Annotated in this window: 18 protein-coding genes; 8 read left to right on the forward strand and 10 right to left on the reverse strand. The window is 61.3% G+C overall.

Annotated features, from left to right (window positions below):
* The first annotated feature begins 197 nt into the window (after nucleotides 1–197).
* On the forward strand, nucleotides 198–2,186 hold the full coding sequence (locus AC4FWB_RS05880) for an acyltransferase family protein (protein WP_491024892.1): 1,989 nt from the start codon (nucleotides 198–200) through the stop codon (nucleotides 2,184–2,186).
* 50 nt (nucleotides 2,187–2,236) lie between these two features.
* Here the strand turns inward: AC4FWB_RS05880 and AC4FWB_RS05885 are convergent, their stop codons facing one another.
* The 3 genes from AC4FWB_RS05885 to AC4FWB_RS05895 form a co-directional block, all read right to left on the reverse strand.
* Nucleotides 2,237–4,231, reverse strand: coding sequence for a hypothetical protein (locus AC4FWB_RS05885; RefSeq protein WP_491024893.1), 1,995 nt, complete (start codon nucleotides 4,229–4,231; stop codon nucleotides 2,237–2,239).
* Between the two features lie 39 nt (nucleotides 4,232–4,270).
* Complete coding sequence (locus AC4FWB_RS05890; protein WP_491024894.1) at nucleotides 4,271–5,530, reverse strand: glycosyltransferase; 1,260 nt, start codon at nucleotides 5,528–5,530, stop codon at nucleotides 4,271–4,273.
* Between the two features lie 108 nt (nucleotides 5,531–5,638).
* Nucleotides 5,639–6,574 (reverse strand): hypothetical protein, encoded by a 936-nt coding sequence (locus tag AC4FWB_RS05895; RefSeq protein ID WP_491024895.1) that lies wholly within the window; start codon nucleotides 6,572–6,574, stop codon nucleotides 5,639–5,641.
* A gap of 139 nt (nucleotides 6,575–6,713) precedes the next feature.
* Between AC4FWB_RS05895 and AC4FWB_RS05900 the strand changes: the two genes are divergently transcribed.
* On the forward strand, nucleotides 6,714–8,522 hold the full coding sequence (locus AC4FWB_RS05900) for an ABC transporter ATP-binding protein (RefSeq protein ID WP_491024897.1): 1,809 nt from the start codon (nucleotides 6,714–6,716) through the stop codon (nucleotides 8,520–8,522).
* On the opposite strand, the gene AC4FWB_RS05905 is transcribed toward AC4FWB_RS05900, so the two are convergent.
* Nucleotides 8,519–9,358, reverse strand: a complete 840-nt coding sequence (locus AC4FWB_RS05905) for a class I SAM-dependent methyltransferase (RefSeq protein WP_491024898.1) — start codon at nucleotides 9,356–9,358, stop codon at nucleotides 8,519–8,521. The genes AC4FWB_RS05900 and AC4FWB_RS05905 overlap by 4 nt on opposite strands.
* Nucleotides 9,355–10,485, reverse strand: a complete 1,131-nt coding sequence (locus AC4FWB_RS05910; protein WP_491024899.1) for a glycosyltransferase family 4 protein — start codon at nucleotides 10,483–10,485, stop codon at nucleotides 9,355–9,357. Before AC4FWB_RS05910 ends, AC4FWB_RS05905 begins: the two co-directional genes overlap by 4 nt.
* A gap of 241 nt (nucleotides 10,486–10,726) precedes the next feature.
* On the opposite strand from AC4FWB_RS05910, the gene AC4FWB_RS05915 reads away from it, so the two are divergent.
* The 5 genes from AC4FWB_RS05915 to AC4FWB_RS05935 all read left to right on the forward strand — a co-directional run bounded on the left by AC4FWB_RS05915 (nucleotide 10,727) and on the right by AC4FWB_RS05935 (nucleotide 17,506).
* The gene (locus AC4FWB_RS05915; RefSeq protein WP_491024900.1) at nucleotides 10,727–12,007 is read left to right on the forward strand and encodes a nucleotide sugar dehydrogenase; all 1,281 of its coding nucleotides are present in this window, start codon (nucleotides 10,727–10,729) and stop codon (nucleotides 12,005–12,007) included.
* A gap of 33 nt (nucleotides 12,008–12,040) precedes the next feature.
* Nucleotides 12,041–13,060 carry an NAD-dependent epimerase gene (locus AC4FWB_RS05920; protein ID WP_491024901.1) on the forward strand — a complete coding sequence of 340 codons (1,020 nt, stop codon included), beginning with the start codon at nucleotides 12,041–12,043 and terminating at the stop codon, nucleotides 13,058–13,060.
* A gap of 25 nt (nucleotides 13,061–13,085) precedes the next feature.
* Nucleotides 13,086–13,880 (forward strand): class I SAM-dependent methyltransferase, encoded by a 795-nt coding sequence (locus tag AC4FWB_RS05925; RefSeq protein ID WP_491024902.1) that lies wholly within the window; start codon nucleotides 13,086–13,088, stop codon nucleotides 13,878–13,880.
* An 80-nt stretch (nucleotides 13,881–13,960) separates the two neighbouring features.
* Nucleotides 13,961–15,931, forward strand: coding sequence for an asparagine synthase (glutamine-hydrolyzing) (gene asnB / locus AC4FWB_RS05930; protein WP_491024903.1), 1,971 nt, complete (start codon nucleotides 13,961–13,963; stop codon nucleotides 15,929–15,931).
* A 285-nt stretch (nucleotides 15,932–16,216) separates the two neighbouring features.
* Nucleotides 16,217–17,506 carry an O-antigen ligase family protein gene (locus tag AC4FWB_RS05935; protein WP_491024904.1) on the forward strand — a complete coding sequence of 430 codons (1,290 nt, stop codon included), beginning with the start codon at nucleotides 16,217–16,219 and terminating at the stop codon, nucleotides 17,504–17,506.
* Nucleotides 17,507–17,609: 103 nt separating this feature from the next.
* Here the strand turns inward: AC4FWB_RS05935 and AC4FWB_RS05940 are convergent, their stop codons facing one another.
* The 5 genes from AC4FWB_RS05940 to AC4FWB_RS05960 form a co-directional block, all read right to left on the reverse strand.
* Nucleotides 17,610–18,530 carry an ABC transporter permease gene (locus tag AC4FWB_RS05940; protein ID WP_491024905.1) on the reverse strand — a complete coding sequence of 307 codons (921 nt, stop codon included), beginning with the start codon at nucleotides 18,528–18,530 and terminating at the stop codon, nucleotides 17,610–17,612.
* A 13-nt stretch (nucleotides 18,531–18,543) separates the two neighbouring features.
* Complete coding sequence (locus AC4FWB_RS05945; RefSeq protein WP_491024906.1) at nucleotides 18,544–19,638, reverse strand: ABC transporter permease; 1,095 nt, start codon at nucleotides 19,636–19,638, stop codon at nucleotides 18,544–18,546.
* Complete coding sequence (locus AC4FWB_RS05950; RefSeq protein WP_491024907.1) at nucleotides 19,622–21,157, reverse strand: ABC transporter ATP-binding protein; 1,536 nt, start codon at nucleotides 21,155–21,157, stop codon at nucleotides 19,622–19,624. Before AC4FWB_RS05950 ends, AC4FWB_RS05945 begins: the two co-directional genes overlap by 17 nt.
* A gap of 98 nt (nucleotides 21,158–21,255) precedes the next feature.
* The gene (locus AC4FWB_RS05955; protein ID WP_491024908.1) at nucleotides 21,256–22,350 is read right to left on the reverse strand and encodes a BMP family ABC transporter substrate-binding protein; all 1,095 of its coding nucleotides are present in this window, start codon (nucleotides 22,348–22,350) and stop codon (nucleotides 21,256–21,258) included.
* Nucleotides 22,313–23,185 (reverse strand): GntR family transcriptional regulator, encoded by an 873-nt coding sequence (locus AC4FWB_RS05960; RefSeq protein ID WP_491024909.1) that lies wholly within the window; start codon nucleotides 23,183–23,185, stop codon nucleotides 22,313–22,315. Before AC4FWB_RS05960 ends, AC4FWB_RS05955 begins: the two co-directional genes overlap by 38 nt.
* Nucleotides 23,186–23,385: 200 nt before the next feature.
* Here AC4FWB_RS05960 and AC4FWB_RS05965 point away from each other — a divergent pair, with 200 nt between their 5' ends.
* Nucleotides 23,386–24,249, forward strand: a complete 864-nt coding sequence (locus AC4FWB_RS05965; RefSeq protein WP_491024910.1) for an aromatic ring-hydroxylating dioxygenase subunit alpha — start codon at nucleotides 23,386–23,388, stop codon at nucleotides 24,247–24,249.
* Nucleotides 24,250–24,253: the final 4 nt, after the last annotated feature.

Genomic DNA, 24,253 nt, shown 5'->3' on the forward strand with positions numbered 1-24,253 from the left:
AGATTTCGTCGTTCTAGCGTGAAATAAATTGTGGGGGAATCCCCATATTTCTCCAGTCCAAGTCGCAAGAAGGCGCTAATATTCGAATATACCGGCGAGAGTATTGGAACCGCAGCGTGACCGCCGCACCTGGTCCCGCCATCGGCTTATGAGGCGCCATCGGGCGATGACGCTCGGGAGATAGGTCGGGAGGAGCTTTGAAGTTCGACTATCGGCCCGACGTCGACGGCTTGCGCGCGATCGCGGTGATCGCCGTCATTCTTTTCCATTTCGGTGTACCAGGTCTTTCCGGCGGATTCGTCGGCGTCGATATCTTCTTCGTCATTTCCGGCTACCTGATCACGCGCCTTTTGACAGCCGAGGGCAGCGAACTGTCGCTCGTCGAATTCTATGGCCGGCGCGCGCGCCGGATCCTGCCGGCTATGCTGGTGATGATGGGGTTGTCGCTCGCGGCCGGCTGGTTCTTCCTGCTGCCCGGGGACTATGCCAGCCTGGGGCGGAGTGCAGCCTTTTCCGCAGCCGGCCTCGGAAACTACTACTTTCTCTGGAATACGGGCTACTTCGATCGCGAGGCGACGCTTCTGCCGCTGCTCCATCTCTGGTCGCTCGGCGTCGAAGAGCAGTTCTATCTGGTTTGGCCGGCCTTGTTGATGGCCGCGAATCGCATATCGCGGGGCGGACGGTCATCGTCCGTCGTGGTAATCTGCCTCGTCGCGCTGATCAGCTTTTCGATTGCTCTGCACCTTGTGGCCGTCGATCCGAAGCACGCGTTTTACAGTCCCTTCAGCCGAGCCTGGGAGCTGGCGCTGGGCGGCCTGGTTGTATTCATGCCCGCCGTCGGGCGCCGTGGCATTTCCGAGGCGTTCGGCTTGGTAGGCTTTTGCCTGATCGTTGCCAGCACCGTCTGGCTATCGTCGAGCCAGCCATTCCCGGGAACCTACGCGCTCCTCCCGGTGGCCGGCGCTGTCCTGCTCATCTGGCCTCGCTCCCAGACCATTTTGGGTGCCGTTCTCTCCAGCCCGCCGCTCCGAATGACAGGCAAGGTCTCCTACAGCCTCTACCTATGGCACTGGCCGATCCTGGTCTTCTTCCGCCATTATGCCGGCGGCTCGACGCCGACGGCTGGCGAAGCGTTGGTTCTCATCGCGACAACCTGGCTGGTCGCGTATCTCTCTTGGCGAGTTGTCGAAGAGCCTGCCCGTCACCTGCGGTTCTTGCCTTCACGCACCATCGCCGCCGGAGCGGTTGCAGCATCAATTGTCGGCTTCGGTGGTAATGCAATCTTCGAAGCCGGCGGCATCGCCAGCCGGATTCCGAAAGAAGGTGCGGCGATGCGCAGCCTCGAGGTGATGTGGGACTGGCAATGTCCGCAACTGGTCAGGATCGACGAGCTGGGCAGCACGTTCTGCGCCTTCGGGGCGCCCTGGGACAAGGCCAGGCATCGCGGCATTGTTTGGGGCGACAGTCATGCGGAGCATATGGCGCCGTTGCTTGATGCTGTCGGACAGCGGGAGGAGACGAGCTTCTTCCTTTATCGAGCCTGCCCGGCGGCTCTTGGCAAAGGGGTTCACCGCAACAACCCTGAAGAGCCCGCTTACAAGGAGAGCTGCGCTTCTTCACGCAAGGCCGCCGTTACGCTGCTTGCGCGGCGATCCGACATTGACATCGTTGTTCTTGCTTCAGCTTGGACGAACCTCGCCAATACCGATCTCGTTGCCGAGGTTGGTCGGCACGCGGACAAAGTCCGGCTGTTGCACGACGGATTGCAAAGCCTCGTCGAAGAAATCAGCACCCAGCAACGGCGTATCGGAATCATTGGGCAGGTGCCGGGACCAGGTTTGGATTTGACGTCGTGCGCGGCGCTGCGCGAAAGCAAGATATTGAGACGTTGCTCGACCGATATGGACAGCGAGAGAATCCTGCGGGCGTGGTCGCCGGTGGTGACCGCGCTGGGCTCGCTTGCAGTGGAAAATGGGGTGTTCTTTGTCGATCCGCTCAAAGGGATGTGTCCGAACAGACATTGCGCCAGCTACGTCAACGGCGAGTTCATTTACCGCGACGGGTCTCATTTGCGCAGGAACCTGAAGCCGGAGACCGACGCCGCCATCGCGCGAATGATGGGTCTATATCCGGCTCTCGCTGCTGGCGATGCTCAAAGCCGGCTATCGGCTGCCGCCAGCGATTAGAAGCCGTTCCAGCCGTCGGTGACGCGATGGGTCCGGGTGCAACAGTCTTCCTATGAAACACCCACCTGATGCGAGCCTCGAATCGAAACCACCGTCGCAATCGACCAGGCGATGATTGTACCCAGAAGCAGGAAACAGAGTGCACTGACCGAGAGTGGCACTGCGACCTCATAGGTCCGCCCGTTTTTGCGGGGATCGCTCGAATCCGTGGCCGAAAACAGCACCGAGTCCCGTCGGCGAAAGGTATACTCGCCTTGCCGGACGGCGGGCCATGCATGGGCAGACCAGTCGACCCGCTGGAGCGATATCCCGTTTTCGCGCAGATCGGATGCTTGCAAAGGGGGAATGCCGGAAAGGTTGTCGAACTGGAAAATGCCGGGAAATCGTGGCGGCGGAAGCAGTGTCTCATATCCGCCTCGGGCGGCAAACATGGTCTCGTTCTGCAGCCGTCCGCCAGCGAGCGGCGGTGTGACGAGCAATATCGCGATGCAGCCGGCGGCAAACGCCGCGACGCCTGTAGCTGTTCCCAACGCGAAGCTCCAAGGTTCCCCTTTCCTGGCCGACGACGACTGTTGAGCGGATGCTCTGCGCTCGGCAAGCATGCCGCCGATTCCGAGAGCCACCGGAAGAAAGAGGCTCGGCGTCAGCAAAAAGTCATGCGAGGTCAGCATCACCCCCACAACTGCTACACCAAGGGCAAGATCGTCGGCGCGTCGAGCAAAGCAGAAGGCGAAGCCGACGAGGCCGATCGGAATGAGCCAGCCGAGGTGGCCGAAAGCGACCGCGAACAGGACGAAGGTGTTGTGAGGCACCAGGGCTTGCGCCTCTTCAAGTCCGCGGCCGAAGAAGCCTCCTTCTCGATAGGCGAGCAGGCCGCGCTCCAGAAAGAGCGCTCTTGCCGAGATGGAATTTCTCTTGCCCTCGTCCGTCAAACGTTCGCCGAGCGCCCGCATCATGGCAACGTTCCTGGACCGGCTGACCGCGGAAGAGGACGTGGCGTCGGAAGGCGAAGGAGATGGAGCGACAGCTTCCGCATGCGTGTCGACCTTGGGAGGGGCCGAACTGATCCCGGGTTTTGCTGCGGGCGTGGCGGTGCCTGCGGACGAACTCGCCTCCGGGGTCGGTTGGCTTGCCCCTGCAGGTGATGGCGCGGTTGCGGCGGCAGGCGGGGATTGATCGTGAGATGTATCGACCGCTTCCGATGCCTCGTCGAGTGCCTTGCTTACCGACAATATGCCGGCAAAGGAGTCGCCGACAGCGACCCGGAAGTAAGTATTCGTGGCCAGCGCGAAGCCGATCGCCCCCAGCAGCGCGAAGGCGACGGCGAGCGATCGACCCCAGCCGTTGGTATCGACCCGGAAGCGACGCCCACTTCGAAATTGGTGCCAAACGCGAACGACAACGGGCACCGCCACGGTGAAAAAGGCGGCAAGAAAGGTCGAGCGGGAGAGAGTGGCAAGAAGCGCCGCGCTTACAAGAACAAGGAAGCTCGCGCGCCACTTTTGCGAGACGGCGCGGTAGCTCGCTGCACCCCCGAGCAGCAGTCCGGCCGCGGCCACATTCGGATTGATCGCCAAACCGGCGGCCCGACCGGGAGTATTGGTGAAGCCGTTGGCGAAGAGGAGGTCTAGGAAGCAGATCACCGCATTGAGCGCTGTAACCGATGCCGACAGCCTCAGCACGGTTGAGGGCGCGGAGGCGAGCATCAGGACAATCGCTGCTCCACCGAGAAAAAGGGTGATCAGATAGCACTTGGCGACGATCCCGACCGGATGCAGCGCAACCGGGGCGACTGCCATGGCGGCAGCGATCGCAAGCGGAAGGACAGCGCTACGCACGTCCCGGCGCGCCGCAAGAACAGCGATCGAAACAATCAGGACGCCGCCATAAAGTGCATGGAAAACCAGCCTCGCGAACCCGTCCCGTCCCGTAAAGAAAGGGAGAAAGTACGGCATGAACCAGGACTGAAAGACGACGATGGTGAACGCGCAGAGCCCGGCGGAAATATTCGTCAGGATCGTCCGCAGCGGACGCGCTGAATCCACTGAGCGACTCGAGGGAGTAGGGGCAATCCCGCTCATTCGTCAGACCGCGAGATAGAGACGTTCATAAGCGTCGACCATAGCCTCTATGGAGTAGCGCTGCCGCATCGTCCGTTGCCGAAACTCCCGGTCAGCAGCCGACTCGGGTAACCGGTCGAGAACAGCCAAAAGCCCACGCGCAAGATCGGCAGGATTGCGAGGCTCTACCAATACACAACCCGGCATGCCGGAGACAGCCTCGGGATTTCCACCGACATTGGTGGCCACGACTGGAAGACCTGCCGCGAGCTTTTCCATCAAGGCGTTGCAAAAGCCTTCTTCATGGGAAGCGATCACGCCAATATCCATGCCGGCGAGCAAGTCGGGCACATCGCTCTGAATTCCCAATGCATGTACTTTCGAGCCGACGCCGAAGCGCTGTGCCTCCTCCGCCAGGCCTTGTCCGATGCCACGGTCCTGACCTGCCATGAACAGCCGCAGGTTAGGGCGCTTCTCGCTTGCGGAAGCGAATGCCTCGATCAGGTCCTTGTGGCCTTTATACGCAATCAAATTGGCGACTATGACGATCCCAATTTCGTCCGGCTCGAGACCAAGCCGGCGCCGGGTTTCGTCGCGGCGGTGGCTGATGTCATCGAAGCGGCCCAGATCGAGACCGTTCGGGATCACCTTTATTTTGTCGATATCATAGCCGTCGCGGGCAGCCGTGTCGGCCGCGACCGCGTGGGAGTTTGCGACCACGATATGGGAAAGCCGATTGGCGATCCGATCCATTCGTTTCGCCCGAGGCCACCGCTCCTGATGATAGCCGAGACCGCGCCGTGAGGTGATGACGCGTGGTGCCAGCGCAAACCGTCCTGCCAAGGCGCCCAGGAAATTGGTTAGCGGCAGGAAGGCGTGAACCACGCGCGGCCTTGTCAAAGCGATGCGGACAACAAGCGAAGTGACGGCAGCGCCGAGGACCAGCATCGCCTTCACACTTGGGCGCGTCTTCGCAGCGGTGCCCGCCTTGGCACCCCCCTTGGCCGACACCGGCAATGCGGGTGACGGATTCGGCCGATGAAGCCCGTATGATATCCGGATTCCCGCATCGTTCAGTGTCTCTGCCAGAACGCCGCCCCGCGAAAGCACAAAGACCTCGACCGTCCAGCCTCGCCTTTTCAATCCCTTGGCAAGCAGCACAAGCTGGCTCTCCGTGCCACCGAGATCGAGTGTGCCGATAACAAAGAGCACGCCGCGGCGACGCCTTCTTGTGAGTGCGGTCGAAGGCTCGGCAGCGCACTCTTGTGGCACAGCATCAGTCATCGGAACGTCTTCTCGCAGCACCATCCGCCGGCCGCCCGTCCTCGCTGGCTCGCTTGTCATAAGGCGCGGTCCATCTGCAAGCATAAGTCCCCGTTGGACAATGGGATTTCATAAATCGTCACGAGCACGCGAAATTGAGATTGCCGGGTGGCTCTGTGAGCCGGACCGCGACGCTAGCCGAGCACTTTCTTCACGCCGCTGAAGGAACGTGCCGCCGGCAGCGAGCAACATCCCCAGGGCAAGAAGCATGAGCGGCGGAACCCATTTCAGGCGTTCGAACTTCGCCTCGTACGCACGGACCTCGTTGAATCCTTCGGCAGTTCCAAGCGGTTGCCAGGACTCACCATACGCCTTTCTTAGCAACGGCAGCATCGATCCGAATTGCGCATAGTAGGAATCGATGATCGACGGATCCTGTTGTATGTCCGCAAGAGAGTGCGGGATGAAGACGCCGTAGTCGGAATCGAGAATGTTGCCGTTCGACTCAACTACGGTGTGCTCAGGCGCGCTGTATACTGCCGCTTCAATTCCCTGATCGGCAAGCACGGAATATACAATCTTCGAAACCTGGGAACAGAATCCATACCCACGATCAAGTGCTTTCCGGGGTGTCACAAATTCATAGTTCTGCAGGTTTTCCCGATATTCCGTCCGAAAACTGAGCATCCAGAGCAAGTAATTGTCGAAAACGCCGATCCTTGTGTAGCGCGTGTCGGCCGTTGTCCAGCGATCACCCTCTGTCCAATAGTGCACCATCCCGCCCGCGACAGCCTTTGTCAGGCGATCGAGATAGGCCTGCGTCGGCTCATCCGGGCCGCGGTAGAGATCGCCGACATCACCCACTTTCTGCTCGAACCCCAACGGCCCGTCGGTTGCCGCAGCGGGCGGTGCCGGGTAGGCGCTGATCAATCCGAGGGGATAGGCCGAGACAAAGAACAGGAAGGCTGTTCCGGCACCCGCTGAGAACAGGCCGAGCGAACGCGTCAATGCCGCTATTGAGCTCAGGCGCGGCTTTCGGTCCCGAATCTCGATGGCATCGTTCATGGTTGAAGCGTATCACTTCGCCGCGGTCGCGGCCTCTCGTCCATGACGGAGAACTGTGGACGGAGTACCTTCGGGCTTATGTGATAAAATTGTCAATTGGCGTCAGTCGTGGCTTGTTGTGGCGCGCTGAACGTGTGCATTGGGCGCTTTGAATGCGGACATCGACTTGGCATTGAGCGGGAATCGAACCTCGGACAACACCCTCGACACACTTCGACGCCTGTGGCGGCAGGTATCGAAGCGCCGGCAGCGACAGTTCTTCGGCCTTTTGGTCCTGATGCTGTTCGGCGCGCTTGCCGAAGCCGCAACGCTTGGCGCTTTGTTGCCGTTCCTTGCCCGCATCGCCAATCCCGAAGCGATTGGCGGCCAGTCGTTCCTCGCCCGCCAGCTTGCCGGCTTTCGGCTGACCAGCTCTCCCGACAGCCTTCTCGGTTTGACGCTTCTGTTTTCGGTGGTCGCGGTCACAGCCGGGGTTGTGCGCATTTTCCTCACTTGGGCCACGAATTCTTACGTCTTCTCGCTGGGACATGAATTGGGGGTCAAGGTCTATGATCGCGTCCTCCATCAGCCCTACAGTTATCATGTTTCGCGCAATTCCAGTTCTGTGCTGGCTGCGCTTCGTCAGGTCCAGGCGATTGCCGCAGGCGTGATGCTGCCCCTGCTGCAATCGATCAGCGGCCTAATCATCGCTGTCTTCATCATCGCTGCTCTTTTTGCCTTAAGCTCTTTCATCACCTTCGTTATTTTCGCCGGGTTTGGCGTGGTTTACCTCGCCATGTCGCTTGTCATTCGCAAGCACCTCAAGAGGAACGCGCGCATCATTGCCAGCGTGCAGGCGGAAGGCATCCGTTCTGTGCAAGAGGGACTGGGCGGCATCCGTGATGTCATTATCAACGACACCCAACCCTACTTTCTTTCGCGGTATGGCGAACTTGACAGCCGCCTGCAGCGCGCGAACGCGACCAACGCGCTGGCGGCGAGCGCTCCCCGTTTTGCGATCGAAGCCGCTGGCATGGTGATCATCGCGGGGCTCGCCTATTTCCTGATCACCCGGTCCAACAATGCAGGCCAGGTGCTTCCGATGCTCGGCACGTTCGTTCTTGGAGCGCAACGTCTGCTTCCGTCCATGCAACTTGTATACGGCAACTGGGCGCTCATACTGAGCAATCTCGCCGGCACGGAAGTCGTGCTCCAGGCGCTAGAAACACCACTTGGCCCGGAGTGGAACCAGCCTCCGGCCGAGCGGCTCCCATTCCGTCGAGCAATCGTGTTCAAGGATGTTTCCTTCCGCTACGCGTCTGACCAACCGCCGATACTCGAGCGGTTCGATCTCACGATCCCGAAAGGGACCAAGGTCGGGTTCATAGGCAAGACGGGGAGCGGGAAGAGCACGACGGTCGATCTGGCAATGGGTCTGCTGGAGCCGACCAGCGGCGCGATCGAGATCGACGGGCAGAGGCTGGATGGCGCTACGCGGCGAGCCTGGCAAAGACAGATAGCGCATGTGCCGCAAAGCATCTTCCTGGCGGACGCCTCGATCGCCGACAATATTGCCTTCGGCATCGACGCCGTCGCGATCGACCGTGAGCGCGTACGCAATGCCGCGCAGCAGGCCGCCTTGGCGGACTTCATAGAAAGCTTGCCGCAAGGCTACGAGACGCGGGTCGGCGAGCGCGGTGTCCGTCTGTCAGGCGGCCAGCGCCAGCGGATCGGCATCGCCCGGGCATTGTACAAACAGGCGTCCGTACTCGTCTTCGACGAAGCCACGAGCGCGCTCGACATGGAAACCGAGGCCGCGGTCATGGAGGCGATCCGAGACCTGCCCACTAACCTGACTGTGCTGATCATCGCGCATCGCCTCACGACGGTCGAAAATTGCGACGAGATCGTAACGCTCGAAAACGGCCGGCCGCATATCTGGACGAGAGCCGGCGGCCAGACGGCCTAATTCTGTTTGGACAACGGGCTCTCCGGGTTCCGGAAGAGAAACTCCGTGCATGCCTCGCCCGTAGACATCCTGACGAGCTCGAAATCGAACCTTTCCTTCAGGAAATCGACCACTGCCTGGTCTTCGGCAAACTCCATTGGCCAGCCGCCCAGCCAGTCGCGGACGTCGGTCATGTAGCTCATGCCCCGACCTTTTTTCTTCTGGTAGATCTGCTTCATAAGCGACGGCAGTTGGAGTGGATTGCGGCCGAGTCTGAAACGCCAGATGTACCAATATTCCATCCAGCGCCTCTTGCTCGGACCGGCGGCATTGTATCGCCGCTTGACGTCGAGCCAGAACTGCGCGGAAGGCTTCACGACATTCGACGAGTATAGAGCAATGAAGAAGAGGCCGCCGGGCGCTACCCTGTGCGCCGCATTTTCAACCGCCTGCCACATGGCGCCGGTGTGGTGCAGCACCCCCCACGAATAGACCAGGCTCCAAGTGCCCAGCTTCTCGAGATAGTCGACGTCGAGCACGTCCCCGCGCTCAACGGTCCAGTTTGGCGGCTCGCCGGCCAAATGGCGCAGCTTTCCGGTCGTCCCAACTGAAAGCGGATCAAAGTCGAAGGAATGTATCCGCTCCGCTTTTGCGTCGAAGGCGGCAAGCGAGTGCAATCCGCTGCCGCTGCCGATATCGAGAAAATCCATCCCTTCGAGACTCTCTTTGCCGAGGAAGGATAGAAGCTTATCTCCGGCCACCCTACGGCGCTCAGTCGAGTAATGCCTGTCGATGAACGACGCCCAATTGGCTCCGAATTCGTATCGGTTTGACGCCGAATTATCTGCAGATGTCATTCTGCGGCCCGGTGCCCAGCTTCGATGATTTCCATCATATGAGCAGTAACTTTCTGAATATCATAGCGCTGCTCGGCGATTGCCCGACTGTTCTTGGCCATGCATGTGGCCTCACTCGGGTTGTCTATCAGGCGGATCATGGCCTCAGCCAAGGGGGCTATGGCACCGACGGGCACTAGCAGGCCGTTCACCCCGGGGACGATCGGCGCGCGGCAACCCGGCGCATCTGTCGTAATCACCGGGCGTCCCATCGCCATCGCCTCCAGAACCGAGCGCGACGTGCCCTCACGATAGGAGGGGAGCACGTAAATACGTGAATCGGCGATCACCCGACGGACGTCATCGACAGCCCCGTGATAGCGGATCGTTTCGTCCGCGACGGCTGCTTCAACCGCCGAAACCGGAAATCCCGCAGGATTGGGATCTGTATCGCCGACCAGGTCGAAACGAGCCTCCGGCCGAACCGCCTTCACCAGTCTCGCCGCGCCCAGATATTCCGCGAGGCCTTTGTCGCGAAGCAGACGCGCTATCATAAGAAATCGCGGCTTCTCCGGCAGCGGCGCCACCTTGAAACGGCCGAGGTCAACCCCCGAACCGTTGACCACATGGGCGGGCGTCCTCCCGAGCAGTCCAAGGCGATGGAAATCATTGCGGTCGTCGTCATTCTGGAAGGTGACCGTGGTAGCCACACGCAGGCTGGCCGCGTAGAGAAGCCGAGCAATGGCGTTGACGATCCGCCAGCGCAGCGATTTGTGCCGGTCCGTGAACGCATACCCAAGGCCGGTGATCAGTGCGTGCCGGCGCGACACTCCCGCAATCAGCGCCGCGGGTATGCCGTAGACGATCGGTTTGATCGCGCAGGCCAGCACGACCCGGGGCTTAAGCTCTCGTATCTTCTTATAAACCCGAACGGCCAAGAGCGCGTCGCCGAACGGCGCAACAGCGGCGCGCTTCATTGGCAATGGATGAAAATGGATGCCGTTTTCGGTCAGCCAGCGAACGGTCATTGCATCGACCGGCGCTGCGGCATGAACCTCATATCCGGCAGCGCGCAGCGCGAGCAGAAAATGGCCTCGAGTGGTTGCAAGGGATGTCGGTTCGCTCACGATGACGACGATACGGTTCATGCGTTCAATTCCCAGGCCGGGCGCTTCCGCCATTCACTTTTGCAGGTTTTTGGAGCCCGAAACCCAATCCTGACGCATGTTATCCACAACATCGATCGTCATGAGCAGATGTGAAGTATAGGCATTGGTCGCGGACCGTTTTTGAGTGGAGACATCACCTTTCGCAGCGGCGCATCGTTGAATTGACCCATCGCCTGCCATACAAGCGCCTCGGCCCATGTTTGACGTAGGAAATCCGCGGATGTCGGAACGCATCGCTGTAATCGGCCTGGGATATGTCGGCCTGCCGGTAGCCGTCGCGTTTGGAAAGGTTTTCCCGGGGACGATTGCATTTGATATCAGCGAACGTCGGATCGATGAACTGCGCGATGGCGTCGATCGCACTGGAGAGGTCGACACGGCGGCGCTCAAGGAATCGTCGATCGTGCTTACGGCCGACCGGGAGATGTTGAAAGGCGCGACCGCCTTCATTGTTGCCGTGCCAACCCCTATCGATATCAACCGCGCTCCCGACCTTGCTCCCTTAAAACTGGCATCCGAGCTCGTCGGCGGAGCGATAGGCAGGGGCGCCGTCGTCATTTTCGAATCGACGGTCTATCCAGGTGTGACCGAAGATTTCTGCGGGCCGATTATCGAGCGGATCTCAGGCCTGCGGCATCCTCACGACTTCGCGCTTGGCTATTCGCCTGAGCGAGCCAACCCCGGCGATCGTGAACACTCGCTGCAACGGATCGTCAAAGTCGTTTCTGGTGAGAATGCCGAGACATTGGAGCGCGTGGCGAGTATCTACGGCCGTATCATCGATGCCGGCGTCTACCGCGCCCAATCGATCAAGGTGGCCGAGGCAGCGAAGGTCATCGAGAACACCCAGCGCGATCTGAACATCGCGCTGATGAATGAACTGGCAATGATCTTCGAGCGCCTTGGGATTCGGACCCAGGACGTCCTTGATGCTGCATCGACAAAATGGAACTTTCTTCCCTTCAAGCCGGGTTTCGTGGGTGGCCACTGCATCAGCGTCGATCCGTACTATCTGACCGCCAAGGCGGAGGCTGCGGGGTACCATCCGCAGATCATCCTCGCCGGTCGTCGCATCAATGACGGCATGGGAGCCTTTGTCGCCCAACAGGTCGTCAAGCAACTGATCCGCTCGGACATGCCAGTCAAGGGAGCTTCCATCGGCATTCTCGGCCTGACCTTCAAGGAGGACGTGCCGGATTTGCGCAACAGCCGCGTTTTCGACATGGTCAGGGAGCTAAGGCAGTTCGGGATTGTCCCTAAAGTCCACGACCCACTTGCCGACGCCGAAACCGCTCGACGCGACCATGGCGAAACAATCCTGCCGCTCGACCAGATAGACGATTTGCACGGGCTTGTTCTGGCGGTTCCTCACAAGCAATATCTGGAGGGCGAGAAGTCCCGTATTTTTCAGATGATCAGGCCAGGTGGAACGCTGTTCGACATCAAGTCTGCCATCAAGCCGAACGAGATTCCGGACAGGATAAAATACTGGAGTCTTTGAGGCTCGGCCTGAAATCAACGCCAGGGATACGCCGTGACATCAAGCAGGCCAATTCTGATCACCGGCGCGGCCGGTTTCATAGGTTTTCACCTCTGCCAGAGGCTACTCGCAGACGGCTGGCACGTTGTCGGGCTCGATTCCATGAACGAGTACTATGACGTCAGCCTGAAGCGGGCGCGGCTCGACCAACTGAACGGGTTCCCGAACTTTCGTTTCGAGCATCTCGATCTTACGGAGCGCGAGCGCATTTCGGCGCTGTTTCTGTCAGCCGCGCCGGAGATTGTCGTCAATCTCGCGGCTCAAGCCGGCGTTCGCTATTCGCTGACCAATCCGCATGCCTACGCGGAAAGCAATCTCAATGGCTTCCTCAACGTCCTGGAAGGATGCCGCCACGCCTCGGTCGGCCATCTGGTCTATGCCTCGTCGAGCTCGATTTATGGCGGCAGCACGCGCATGCCGTTCTCCGTCCACGATTCGGCCGACCACCCGCTCAGCCTCTATGCCGCCAGCAAGAAGGCAAACGAGCTGATGGCCCACACCTACAGCCATCTGTTCGCGCTGCCGACGACGGGATTGCGTTTCTTTACGGTCTACGGTCCCTGGGGACGGCCGGACATGGCCCTGTTCATCTTCGCCAAGGCCATCCTCGCCGGCGAGCCGATCGACGTGTTCAACCATGGCAACATGCAGCGGGATTTCACTTATATCGACGACATCGTTGAAGGTATTGTCCGCGTTACGCAGCAGCCCGCGACAGCCAATCCCGATTGGAAAAGCGCTACGCCGGATCCGGCGACCAGCAACGCGCCGTTCCGGATCCACAACATCGGTGGCAATTCGCCTGTTCAGCTGAACCGGCTGATCGAGGTGTTGGAAGACGCGCTCGGACGCAGGGCGAAACGCAATCTCATGCCGATCCAGCCCGGCGATGTTCCGGCGACTTTCGCCGATGTCAGTTCGCTTGAGGAGGCGACCGGCTTCAGGCCGAAGATTCCAATCGAGATCGGAGTTCCACGTTTCGTGAAGTGGTATCGGGAATTCTACCAGGTATGACCGACAGGTTCGGACGACGACGTCCATGAAGGCGCGCTATGATTTCGGCCGCAACTGGTCCGACCTCGCCGCGCGCTTCGAGAACGAACATCTGGACCGGGCCTGCGAGGATCTTCGCCGCCTGGTGGGCGATGTGGCAGGCAAGACATTCCTGGACATCGGCTGCGGATCGGGTTTGCATTCAGCGGCGGCCCTTCGGCTGGGGGCGGCGAAGGTCCGGGCGCTGGACTATGACAGCGACTGCGTCGAAACGACGAGGGCCGTCCTTTCCCGGTTCGCGCCGGAGGCCGAATGGAGCGTGGAGCGAGCCGATATCCTCGACAAGGGGTCGCTTCCATCGGGGACGTTCGACATCGTCTATTCATGGGGCGTCCTGCACCACACCGGCGACATGTGGGCAGCGATCCGCAACGCGGCAGATTTCGTTGGTCGCGGGGGACGGTTCGGCATCGCGATCTACCTGAAGACACCTCTTTGCAGGCTGTGGACAGTTGAAAAGAGGCTCTACTCCTCCCATCAGTGGCTAAGACCACCAGCAAAGGCGCTGTTTGTTTCGGCTTACATGTTGGCGAGGACGCTGCGCCACGGTGACCCGATCGCTTTTGTGAAGAACTACCGCACGCGCCGAGGCATGGAGTTCTTGGCGGATGTGGACGACTGGCTCGGTGGGTACCCCTATCAATCCACCTCGGCCGAGGAGCTGGAGACGACAGTCGAAAAGCTTGGGTTTCGTACGAAGCGGCGCTTCAATGTAACGCCCGGAATTGGCCTTTTCGGTGCTGGCTGCGGTGAATGGTGTTTCGAGCGACTGGATTTATAGGTACCTGGTTTTCTTCTATCGGATTTCGCGGCATACAGAGGAAGACTCAAGACTCGGCCACCATGGAGCAGTAACGCCGGATGTGCGGTATTGTCGGTATTGTCGGTGGAGTGGCGGCGACGGGCAACGGCGCCTTCGCCGTGCGCCGCATGGCGGATATGATCCGGCATCGCGGACCGGACGGCGACGGCGTCTGGACTGACGCCGAGGCAGGCGTCGCTCTCAGCCAGCGCCGGTTGGCAATCATCGACCTGTCGTCGGCTGGCGCGCAGCCGATGATTTCGCACAGCGGTCGCTACGTCATTGTCTTCAACGGGGAAATCTACAATCACGTCGAGATGCGTACCCTTCTCGATCGGGAATTTGGCGCCCATGCTTGGCGCGGCCACTCCGACACTGAGGTCTTTCTCGCCGCGATCGAAGAGGTTGGAGTCAAAAAGGCCCTTGAAATAGCTGTCGGCATGTTCGCTTTCGGCTTGTGGGACCGGCGAGAGAGAACGCTTGTTCTCGGGCGCGATCGCCTCGGGGAGAAACCTCTATATTATGGCCGGATAGGCAAGGCCTTCGTCTTTGCCTCGGAACCCAAAGCGTTTCATCCGCTTCCAAATTGGCGTCCGGAGATTGACCGGGATGCGCTGGCGTTGTTGATGCGCCACAATTACATCCCCGCCCCCTACAGTATCTATCGGGGCATACGAAAATTAAGGCCCGGCCACTTTCTCGTCTTTTCCGATCACACGCGCGAGCCGCGCATTGAGAGCTATTGGAGCGCCAGGGCAGTCGCGGAGCAAGGCCAGCGTGGACCTTTTCAAGGGAGCCCCGACGAGGCGGTCGACGAGCTCGAGCGTCATCTTCGTGGTGCGCTCGAAGGGCAGATGATCGCGGACGTGCCGCTCGGGGCTTTCCTCTCGGGTGGCATCGATTCCTCGGCAATCGTGGCGGTCATGCAGTCGATCAGCTCGCGGCCCGTGCAGACGTTCACGATCGGCTTTAGCGAGACGGCCTACAACGAAGCCGGTCATGCTCAGCAGGTGGCACGCCATCTCGGCACCGACCATACCGAACTTTATCTTAGCGAGCGGGACGCGCTCGACGTTGTGCCGCAACTGCCCGGCATCTATTGCGAGCCCTTCTCCGACTCCTCGCAAATCCCGACCTTCCTCGTCAGCAAACTGGCGCGTGGCAGTGTTACCGTGGCGCTGTCGGGCGACGGCGGAGACGAGCTGTTCTCCGGCTACACGCGCTACGCACTCGCCGACGCGTTCTGGAACAAGCTGTCCCGGATTCCTATCGGGCTGCGTCGCGTGTCCGCCAGCCTGGCAACACTGCCGTCTCCTGATCTCTACAACAATGTCGCGAGCGCGGTCATGCCGCTTCTGCCGCAACGCCTGCGTCGCGAGCGTGTGGGCGACAAGATCCACAAAGCCGCTTCTGTCCTTTCGCTACGAACCGTGAATGACGTCTACCGTCGCCTCTGCTCGCACTGGGAACCGGCTGAGATCATCCCGGACGCGGTCGAGCCGCCGACCATGATAACCGGACTGGAAGCACTTCCGGCATCGCCGAGTAACGTCGAGCGGATGATGTACATCGATATGATGAGCTATCTGCCGGACGACATCTTGGTAAAGGTAGATCGCGCGGCAATGGCGGTCGGCCTCGAGACCCGAGTGCCGCTGCTCGACCATCGCCTCGTGAGTTTCGCGCTTTCGCTGCCGCTTTCCATTCTGCGGACCGACGGCCAGACGAAGTGGCCACTCAGACAGTTGCTCTACCGGCATGTCCCGCGTGCGCTTGTCGAACGTCCAAAGATGGGCTTCGCAGTACCCATCGACGCCTGGCTGCGCGGTGCGCTTCGGGACTGGGCAGAGGGGCTGCTCGACGTGCGCCGGTTGCGGGACGACGGCTTTTTTCGGCCGGACGTGATCCGGCGCGCCTGGTCCGAGCACCTTTCCGGGCACCGCAACAATCAGTACCTTCTTTGGGACGTGCTGATGTTCCAATCCTGGCGGGAAGCACAGCAAGGAGCCACAACGGCTGTCGCTGCCTGAATAGACCTGAGATCGACGATTTCAGTTCGGACCGTCCGCCGTTCCAGCGGACCGCCACAGTATCGCACTATCGGACACCGGGGCCAGCGGCTATATACCGACTTGGCGAAAAGGGGCCAGGCACGGTAAGCGGGGATCGCTCGAACGATCTGCTCGCAGCGTAGAGCAATTCCAGGAAAAGTGTGTAGCGGTTTTCCGTCCGGAATTGCGTCAAAACAAGAGATAGAGCGGTTCGCCGTTTCCGTGAAACGGTGAAACGCTTAAGACGGATTGCGAAGCAAGGCATTGAACCCGTTCATATCGTTCCGGCGGCATCTCACATCCACGCAGATCAACATCTATTTCTCCATGGTCTGCTTTTTTTCGCCACCAGTGCTTGGATCGGTGGTGAGCTTCGTTTTTCATGGCGGCGCACTCTGGTCGGGACTGCTGCTGGTTGCCGGGCGGCGGCGCCTCAATATTGATCGGCAGATGGTCGCGATGACCGTTGCGATCTATGCCTACTGCGCGGCCATGGTTCTGGCCTCGATCGTCAACGGCACGCTACGGTCCGACGTTACGCATTTCCTGCCGCTGATCACCTTGCTGTTCTTCCCGATTTCCTATTCGACCTGGAGCATCACCGATAAGACGACCCTCGCGCGCATTGCCGTGCTTGCGAGCGCCGCGGCATGTTGTGGCGCGCTGTTGCTGGCACTCATCCAATATTACTGGATGGGGATGCTCAGGGCTGAAGGAGGAGCGGGAAATCCAATCGTGTTTGCGACCGTCACTTGCCTGGCCGTGATGATGTGCCTTGCAGGCGCCCTGTCAGGGATAGAAAGAGCCTGGAGGCCACTCACTGTCGCCGCCTTCGCCGGCGTCGTGGCGACCCTCTACTCGGGCTCGCGGACGGTTTGGGTGGCGTTGCTGATTGCCGTTGTCGCCGTCCTCGCGGTCAATCGCCAGACGTTCACTCGGGCAAGTATAGGGCGATTGCTGGCGATAGCCGGCGTTTCGATCGTATTGACGGCGGCAATTGCGTTCCCAATCGTCGTGAACCGCACCCATGTCCTGCTCGATGACTGGAACGCCCTTGTTACCGAAGGCGATCATTCCACGCCGCTCGGATTGCGCGTTGGGCTCTGGGACATAGGGCTCGATGCATTTCGCGAAGCCCCGCTTTTCGGCCACGGCATTTCTGCAAGCCGGGCGCTTACGAAGCAGGGGTTCAAGGAGCGGTTTGGAGCGAACCAAGGTTTCAACCACTTTCACAATGGCTTTTTGACAGCGGTCGTGGAGGCGGGCCTTGTGGGCGCCCTTGCACTGGCGGCGATCTTCGTCGTCGCGCTCTGGAACGGAACAAGGGTCTTACGCTTCAGTGCCGACCCGATAGAGCGATTTGGGGCGACGATGATCGTCATCACCGTCATAGTATACCTTGTTGGCGGGATGACCGGCATCCTTGTCGGCCACGACATTCTCGATTCGACGCTGATGATATTCCTGGTTTCGGGAACGTATCTGGCTTGTGGAAGAACGGTGTCTCCGGTCGGGGTGGGCTCTCCAGCCAATCGCCAGTCGGTGGTCCTTTAGACTAGAGCGGTTCACCGTTTCACGGAAACGCCGAACCGCTCTATCTCCTTGTTTTGACGCAATTCCGGACGGAAAACCGTTTCACACTTTTCCTGGAATTGCTCTAGCCAGCGGGGCGGAACGGCTTTGCCAGCGACGCGGGAAAGTGCAGGGCAAGCATCTGGCGGTTGCGCGAGATCAGCACCAGCACCACGATCGTCGCCAGATAGGGCAGGGCTGACAGCAGCTCCGACGGAACCTGCAGCCCCAGCGCCTGCCCTTGCAGCTGCAGGATCGTCATGCCGCCGAACAGCCAGGCGCCGAGCAGGACGCGCAGCGGACGCCAGGTGGCGAACACCACCAGCGCCAGCGCGATCCAGCCCTTGCCGGCGGTCATGTTCTCGACCCAGAGCGGCGTGTAGGCGACCGACAGATAGGCGCCTGCTAGGCCCGCCATCAGCCCGCCGAACAGCACCGCCATGTAGCGTATCCTGATCACCGGATAGCCGATGGCATGCGAGGTCTGCGGCGATTCCCCGATCGTGCGCAGGATGAGGCCGGCTTTGGTGCGGTAGAGGAACCAGCTGATGGCCACGAACATCAAGAGCGCCAGGTAGACCAGCGGGTCGAAGCGGAAGAGCAGCGGCCCGATCAGCGGCAGGTCGGACAGGATCGGGATGTCGACGCGGTGCAACGCCTCGATCGGCGCGCTGCCGAAGCCTCGCCCGAGGAAGGCCGAGACGCCCGAACCGAAGATCGCCAGCGCCAGGCCAGCGGCATACTGGTTGGTGAGGAAGGTCAGCGCGAGCACGCCGAACAGCAGCGAGGCGGCGGCACCGGCAAGTGCACCGGCGAGGATCGCGACCGGCATCGAATAGCCCGCGGTGACCGCCCAGAAGGCGAGTGCTGCGCCCATCAGCATCATGCCTTCGATGCCGAGATTGAGCACGCCGGATTTCTCGACCACCAGCTCGCCAAGCGCCGCGAAGATCAGCGGCGTCGCGGCGATGACGGTGCCGGTGAAGATGGCAATGAAGAGTTCCATCGGCTGTCTCCCGCTACCGCGCCGTCTCGAGCGCATGCGCTTCCCTGGCCGGCCGCACCAGGCGAATGCGATAGAAGATGAAGAAGTCGGCGGCGAGCAGGAAGAACAGCAGGATGCCTTGGAAGATGCGCGTCAGCGCCGAGGGCAGGGCAAGCGTCATCTGCACGCCTTCGCCGCCGAGGAAGAGCAGCGACATCAACAGCCCCCCGAGCACGATGCCGAAGGCGTTCAGCCGCCCGATGAAGGCGACGATGATGGCGGCAAATCCGTAGCCGGGCGAAATCTGCGGCGAGAGCTGGCCGAGCGGTCCGGCAGCTTCCGCCATGCCGGCGACGCCGGCCGCGGCACCGCCGGCCAAAAGCCCGATCCAGACCGCTGCGGACTCGCGAAAACCGGCGTAGCGGGCGGCGAGCGGAGCCGCGCCGCTCACCGACATCTTGTAGCCAAGGAAGCTGCGGTCGGTGAACAGCCACATCACAAGCACGGCCACCACGGTGATGAAGATCGAGGGGTTGAGCCGGTAGGCCGGATCGAAGGACTCGAATAGCGCCGCCGCCGGCAGAAGCGCCGTCTGCGGATAATTGAAGCCGGCTGGATCGCGCCACGGCCCGTGCACCAGATAGGACAGGAACAGCGTCGCGATATAGGTCATCATCAGTGTGACCAGGATCTCGTTGGTGTTCATGCGGGCGCGCAGGAAGGCGGGGATCGCGGCCCATGCCATGCCGGCGGCCATGCCGGCCAGGAACATCAGCGGCAGCAGCAGCGCGCTCTCAGAGTTCGGCCAGAACAGCCCGACGCCGCTCGCAGCGATCGCGCCCATGGTGAACTGGCCCTCGGCGCCAATGTTCCAGACATTGGCGCGGAAGCCGATCGCCAGCCCGCAGGCGATCAGGATGAGCGGCGAGGCTTTCAGCAGCCATTCCGACAGGCCGTTCATCGAGCTCAGCGGCTCGACGAAGAAGGCATAGAGCGTCGGCAACGGCTCGTGCCCGAGCGAGGCGAAGAAGAGCGAGCCGACGATCAGCGTCAGGAGCGACGCCAGCACGGGTGCCGCGACACGCATCGTGGCCGAAGGCTCCGGCCTTTGTTCAATCCTGAAGCGCAACGTCGCCACTCCTGCCCTTGCTCATCGTTCTGCCGGTCATCAGCAATCCGATCTCCTCGCGGTCGGTGCTCGTGCGCACGAGCGGCGGCGACACGCGCCCCTGGCAGATCACCAGCAGCCGGTCGCAGATCTCGAACAGCTCGTCGAGCTCCTCCGAGACCACGAACACGGCAGTGCCGGCGCGGCTGAGGTCGACGATGGTCTGGCGGATGAACGCGCTCGCGCCGACATCGACGCCCCAGGTCGGCTGGGAGACCAGCAGCAGCTTCGGCGCCAGCGCGATCTCTCGGCCGACGATGAATTTCTGCAGGTTGCCGCCGGACAGGCTTTGCGCCGTCGCGCCCGGACCGTTGGCCTTGACCTTGAACCGGTCGATGATGCCGGAGGCGAAGGCGCTGGCCCGGCGGCGGTCGACCAGGCCTTTGCGGACGGTGCCGAGGCGATGCGCGGTCAGCACCGCGTTTTCCCACAATGTGTGCGACGGCACCGCGCCGCGTCCAAGCCGCTCCTCGGGAACGAAGGCAAGGCCGAGCTTGCGGCGCTCGTCGGGGCGCAAGCCGGCGGCGGGCGTCCCGTTGATTTTGATGGCGTCGCCTTGTCCGTGCGTGCGCTCGCCGCTGAGGAGCGCAATCAGCTCGGCCTGGCCGTTTCCGGAGACGCCTGCCAGGCCGACGATTTCGCCACCGCGCACGTCGAAGGAAATGTCCTTCAGGTCGACGCCGAAATGGTCCCTGGCCTTGACCGACAGGTTTCTGACCTCGAGCACCGACTTCTCGCTGGGAACCGCGGGGCTGACATGCATTTCCGGCAGCTTGGAGCCGACCATCATGCGGGCAAGCTCGAGCGATGTCGTCTCCTTCGGACGCGCGGTGCCGGTGACCTTGCCGTTGCGCAGCACGGTGGCGGTGTCGCAGAGCTCCTGCACCTCGTCGAGCTTGTGGCTGATATAGACGATCGAGCAGCCTTCGGCGGCGAGTTGGCGAAGCGTGTCGAACAGCTTGACCACGGCCTGCGGCGTCAGCACGGAGGTCGGCTCGTCGAGGATCAAAAGCTTGGGCGCCTGCAGCAGGCAGCGAACGATCTCGACTCGCTGCCGCTCGCCGACCGACAGGTCGTGCACCTGACGGTGCGGATCGATCGGCATCCCGTAGCGCAGCGACAGCGCGCGGATCTTCTCGGCGAGTGAAGGCAGATGGAAGGCGCTGCTTGTGGAGAGCGCGATGTTCTCGACCACCGAAACGGATTCGAACAGCGCGAAGTGCTGGTAGACCATCTCGATGCCGAGCGCTCGCGACGTCGCCGGATTGTGCGCGGTGATCAAGTTGCCGTCGCAATAGATCTCGCCTGAGTCGGCCTGCGCCGCGCCGTAGATGATTTTCATCAGCGTCGATTTGCCGGCGCCGTTTTCGCCGAGCACGGCGTGGATCTCGCCGGGCTGGATGGACAGCGAGACGTCGTCATTGGCGACGACGCCGGGATAGCGCTTTGAGATGTTACGCAGTTCTAGTCGCGGATGCATGGCGGGTCCTGCCGGGCTTGTAGCGAGGTTGGACGGGAACCAGGCGGGGAGGCGCCGAAGATACGGGCTTCGGCGCCTCCCCGGTTCTTTGAAGACGATCAGCTCAGCTTGCCGATCATTCCCTTGACGAACCAGTTCATGCCGCGAATGTCGTCGTCGGAGAGCACCGATCCAGCCGCGACCTTGGCGTTGCCGTCCTGGTCCTTCAGCCCGCCGGCATAGGGATGCACCTTGCCGCTGCCGATATCGGCCTCGAGCTGCTTCAGCTTGGCCTTGGTGTCGGCCGGCATGCCGTCATTGTAGGGCGCCATTTTCACGACGCCGGCGGCCAGTCCGTCCCAGCGCACTTCCGGCTTCCAGGCGCCGGCGGCGACGCCCTTGGCGGCGCCGACATAGTCGCTCGTCCAGTCGAGCAAGAAGGACGTCAGCTGCTTGCCCGAAGCGAATTTCGCCATGTCGCTGGCATAGCCGATCGACCAGGCGCCGCCTTCGCCGGCGACCTGCACGCCGGTCGCCGTATCGGTCATCGAGCAGATGACGTCGCAGCCTTGCGAAAGCAGCGTCTTGGCGGCCTCCTTCTCCTTGCCCGGATCGAACCAGGAATTGAGGAAGATGGCATTGCAGGTGGCGTTCGGGTTGACGCTCTGCGCGCCGAGCAGCAGCGCATTGGCCGGGCCGACGATGTCGGGGATCGGGAAGCCGCCGATGAAGCCGATCTTGCCGGATTTCGACATGTAGCCGCCGGCCGCGCCGGCAACGAATGTGCCTTCGTAATACTTGGCTTCGAAGGTGCCGAGATTGGCGAGGTGGACGATGCCCGAGCAATGCTCGAACGCCACCTTCGGGAAGCGCGGCGCCACCTTCTGCATCGGCGTGCCGTGCGAGAAGCTGGTGCCGAAGATCAATTGATTGCCGGCGCTGGCGAGCTCGCGGAAAATGCGTTCCGCATCCTGCGGCATGAAGATGTTGTCGATGACGGTGAGGGCGACCTTGTCGCCGAACTCCGACTTGATCGCCTCGACGCCGAGGCTGTGCTGCTTGGTCCAGCCGATCTCGGCGATCGGCGAGACGTAGACGACGCCGATCTTGAGCACGTCCTGCGCTCTGGCGACGGTGCTGAAGCCTCCGGCGCCGAGCGCCGCGCCGAGCGCGCCGCTATACCTCAGGAATTGCCGTCTTGTTACGTCGTTCATGATGAAGACCCTCTGTTGGTTTTTTGGTTGCTGCCCGGCTTGTTGGCGCCTGGTCATTGTTGGGGAGATGGACATGCGCGTGCATTGCGGCATCTCCACTCCCGGAAGTCTTTGCTGGTCTGCGAGGTGCTACGGGTACTGGTGTAAGGTCCGCTTTCCCGTCGAGGTAAGGCGCTAGCGCCTCGGGTGGCGTCATCTCCGGAAACACCTCGCGGTCCATGATGTAGCCGCGCACAACCGAGCGGTGGTGCGTGTCGATCAGTTCCATGGCTTGTTTCAGGCGTCCTTTTTCAAGAAGGTCCAAAACCCGTGAATGATCGTCGAGAAGATTGCAGTAGTCCCAGTCGGCGGTCACAAGGGAGCGCAGCAGGACCGTGCGACGGACAAGCTGCGCATGGATTTCCTGCATCACCTTGTTGCGGCTGAGGCGCACGAAGACGGTATGGAACTCTTGGCCAAGGACGTCGGCCAGCGCGTCGTTGCCCGCGGCGACGGCCTGGCGCTGGCGCTCGACATGCTGGCGCAGCTCCGCCCATCCGGCGGGGCCGAGGCGATCGCTGAGCTGGGCGGCGACGCCCTGCTCGACGAGCGTCAGCGCGTCATAGATCTCGATTGCTTCCTGCAGGCCGGGTTTGGCGACAAACGCGCCACGATTGCGCTCGATCTGGGCCAGGCCGTCATCGGCCAGGCGGATCAACGCTTGGCGCACGACGATACGGCTGACCTTGAAAATTTCGGCGAGTTCGCGCTCGCCGAGCTTGCAGCCGGGCACCAGGCGATGGTCCATGATCGCCTTCGTCAGGATCGCTGCGATCTCCTGGGACCGATTGCTCATTTTAAATCCCTGAGGGGTGCTGGCCTCTTTCAAGACCTGGGCGCGTCATCGGCATTTGGATAACCGTCCGAAATTTTTGTCAATCAACGAATGAAAGAAAGATATTCAAAAAAAACTATATTGATATCCAATCTCTGCGGATGGACTATCAATGTGAAAGCGCCCGGCACACTGTGTTCGTGGCCGTCAGGGAGGGTATGATGGAAGCTGGTGTCTTCGCAGACCAATGCCATGATCCCATTCTCTTGAACGACTGGCACGTCGTTGCGGATCGCTCCGCGATCACTGGCGGCAGCACCTTTCAGACACGGTTGCTGGGAACGGCGGTTTCGGTCTACGACACCAGCAAGGTAGTCAGATCCGACAATGGCACGAAGGTCAATTCCGCGGAGCGCTACGGTTTCATCTGGGCATGTCTGGGCAAGCCCTGGCGCGATATCGTCTACATTCCAGAAGCCAACGAGATCGATCGGCATCTGGTCAGCGGCGGCTCGATCGCGGTGAAGGTCTCGGGGCTGCGCGCCGTCGAGAATTTCCTCGACATGGGCCATTTCCCCTTCGTCCACACCGGCTGGCTCGGCGAGGAGCCGCACACCGAGGTGGCGCCTTACAAGGTCGAAATCACGCCCCAGGACGAAGTGCTGGCGACGGAGTGCAAATTCTACCAGCCGATCGCATCGCCGACCGCCAGGGAAGGCTTTATCGTCGACTACATCTACAAAGTGATCCGGCCCTATACGGTGGCGCTCTACAAAAGCAATCCGATCCAGAAGCATCGGCTCGACGTCATCACGCTCTTCGTGCAGCCGGTCGATGAAGAGAACTGCATCGCGCATCCTTTCCTTTGCTATCTCAAGGACGGCATGGAGGCGGCGACGGTGCGCAGCTTCATGCAATTGATCTTCGCCCAGGACAAGCCGATCCTGGAGAACCAGGTCCCGAAGCGCCTGCCGCTCGATCCGCGCGCCGAGACGCCGATCCGCGCCGATGCCGTTTCGGTTTCCTATCGGCGTTGGCTGCGTGATCGCGCCGTAACCTATGGCGCCATTCCGGCACAAAGCTGATTGA

Source organism: Mesorhizobium sp. LEGMi-168a (assembly GCF_058312955.1).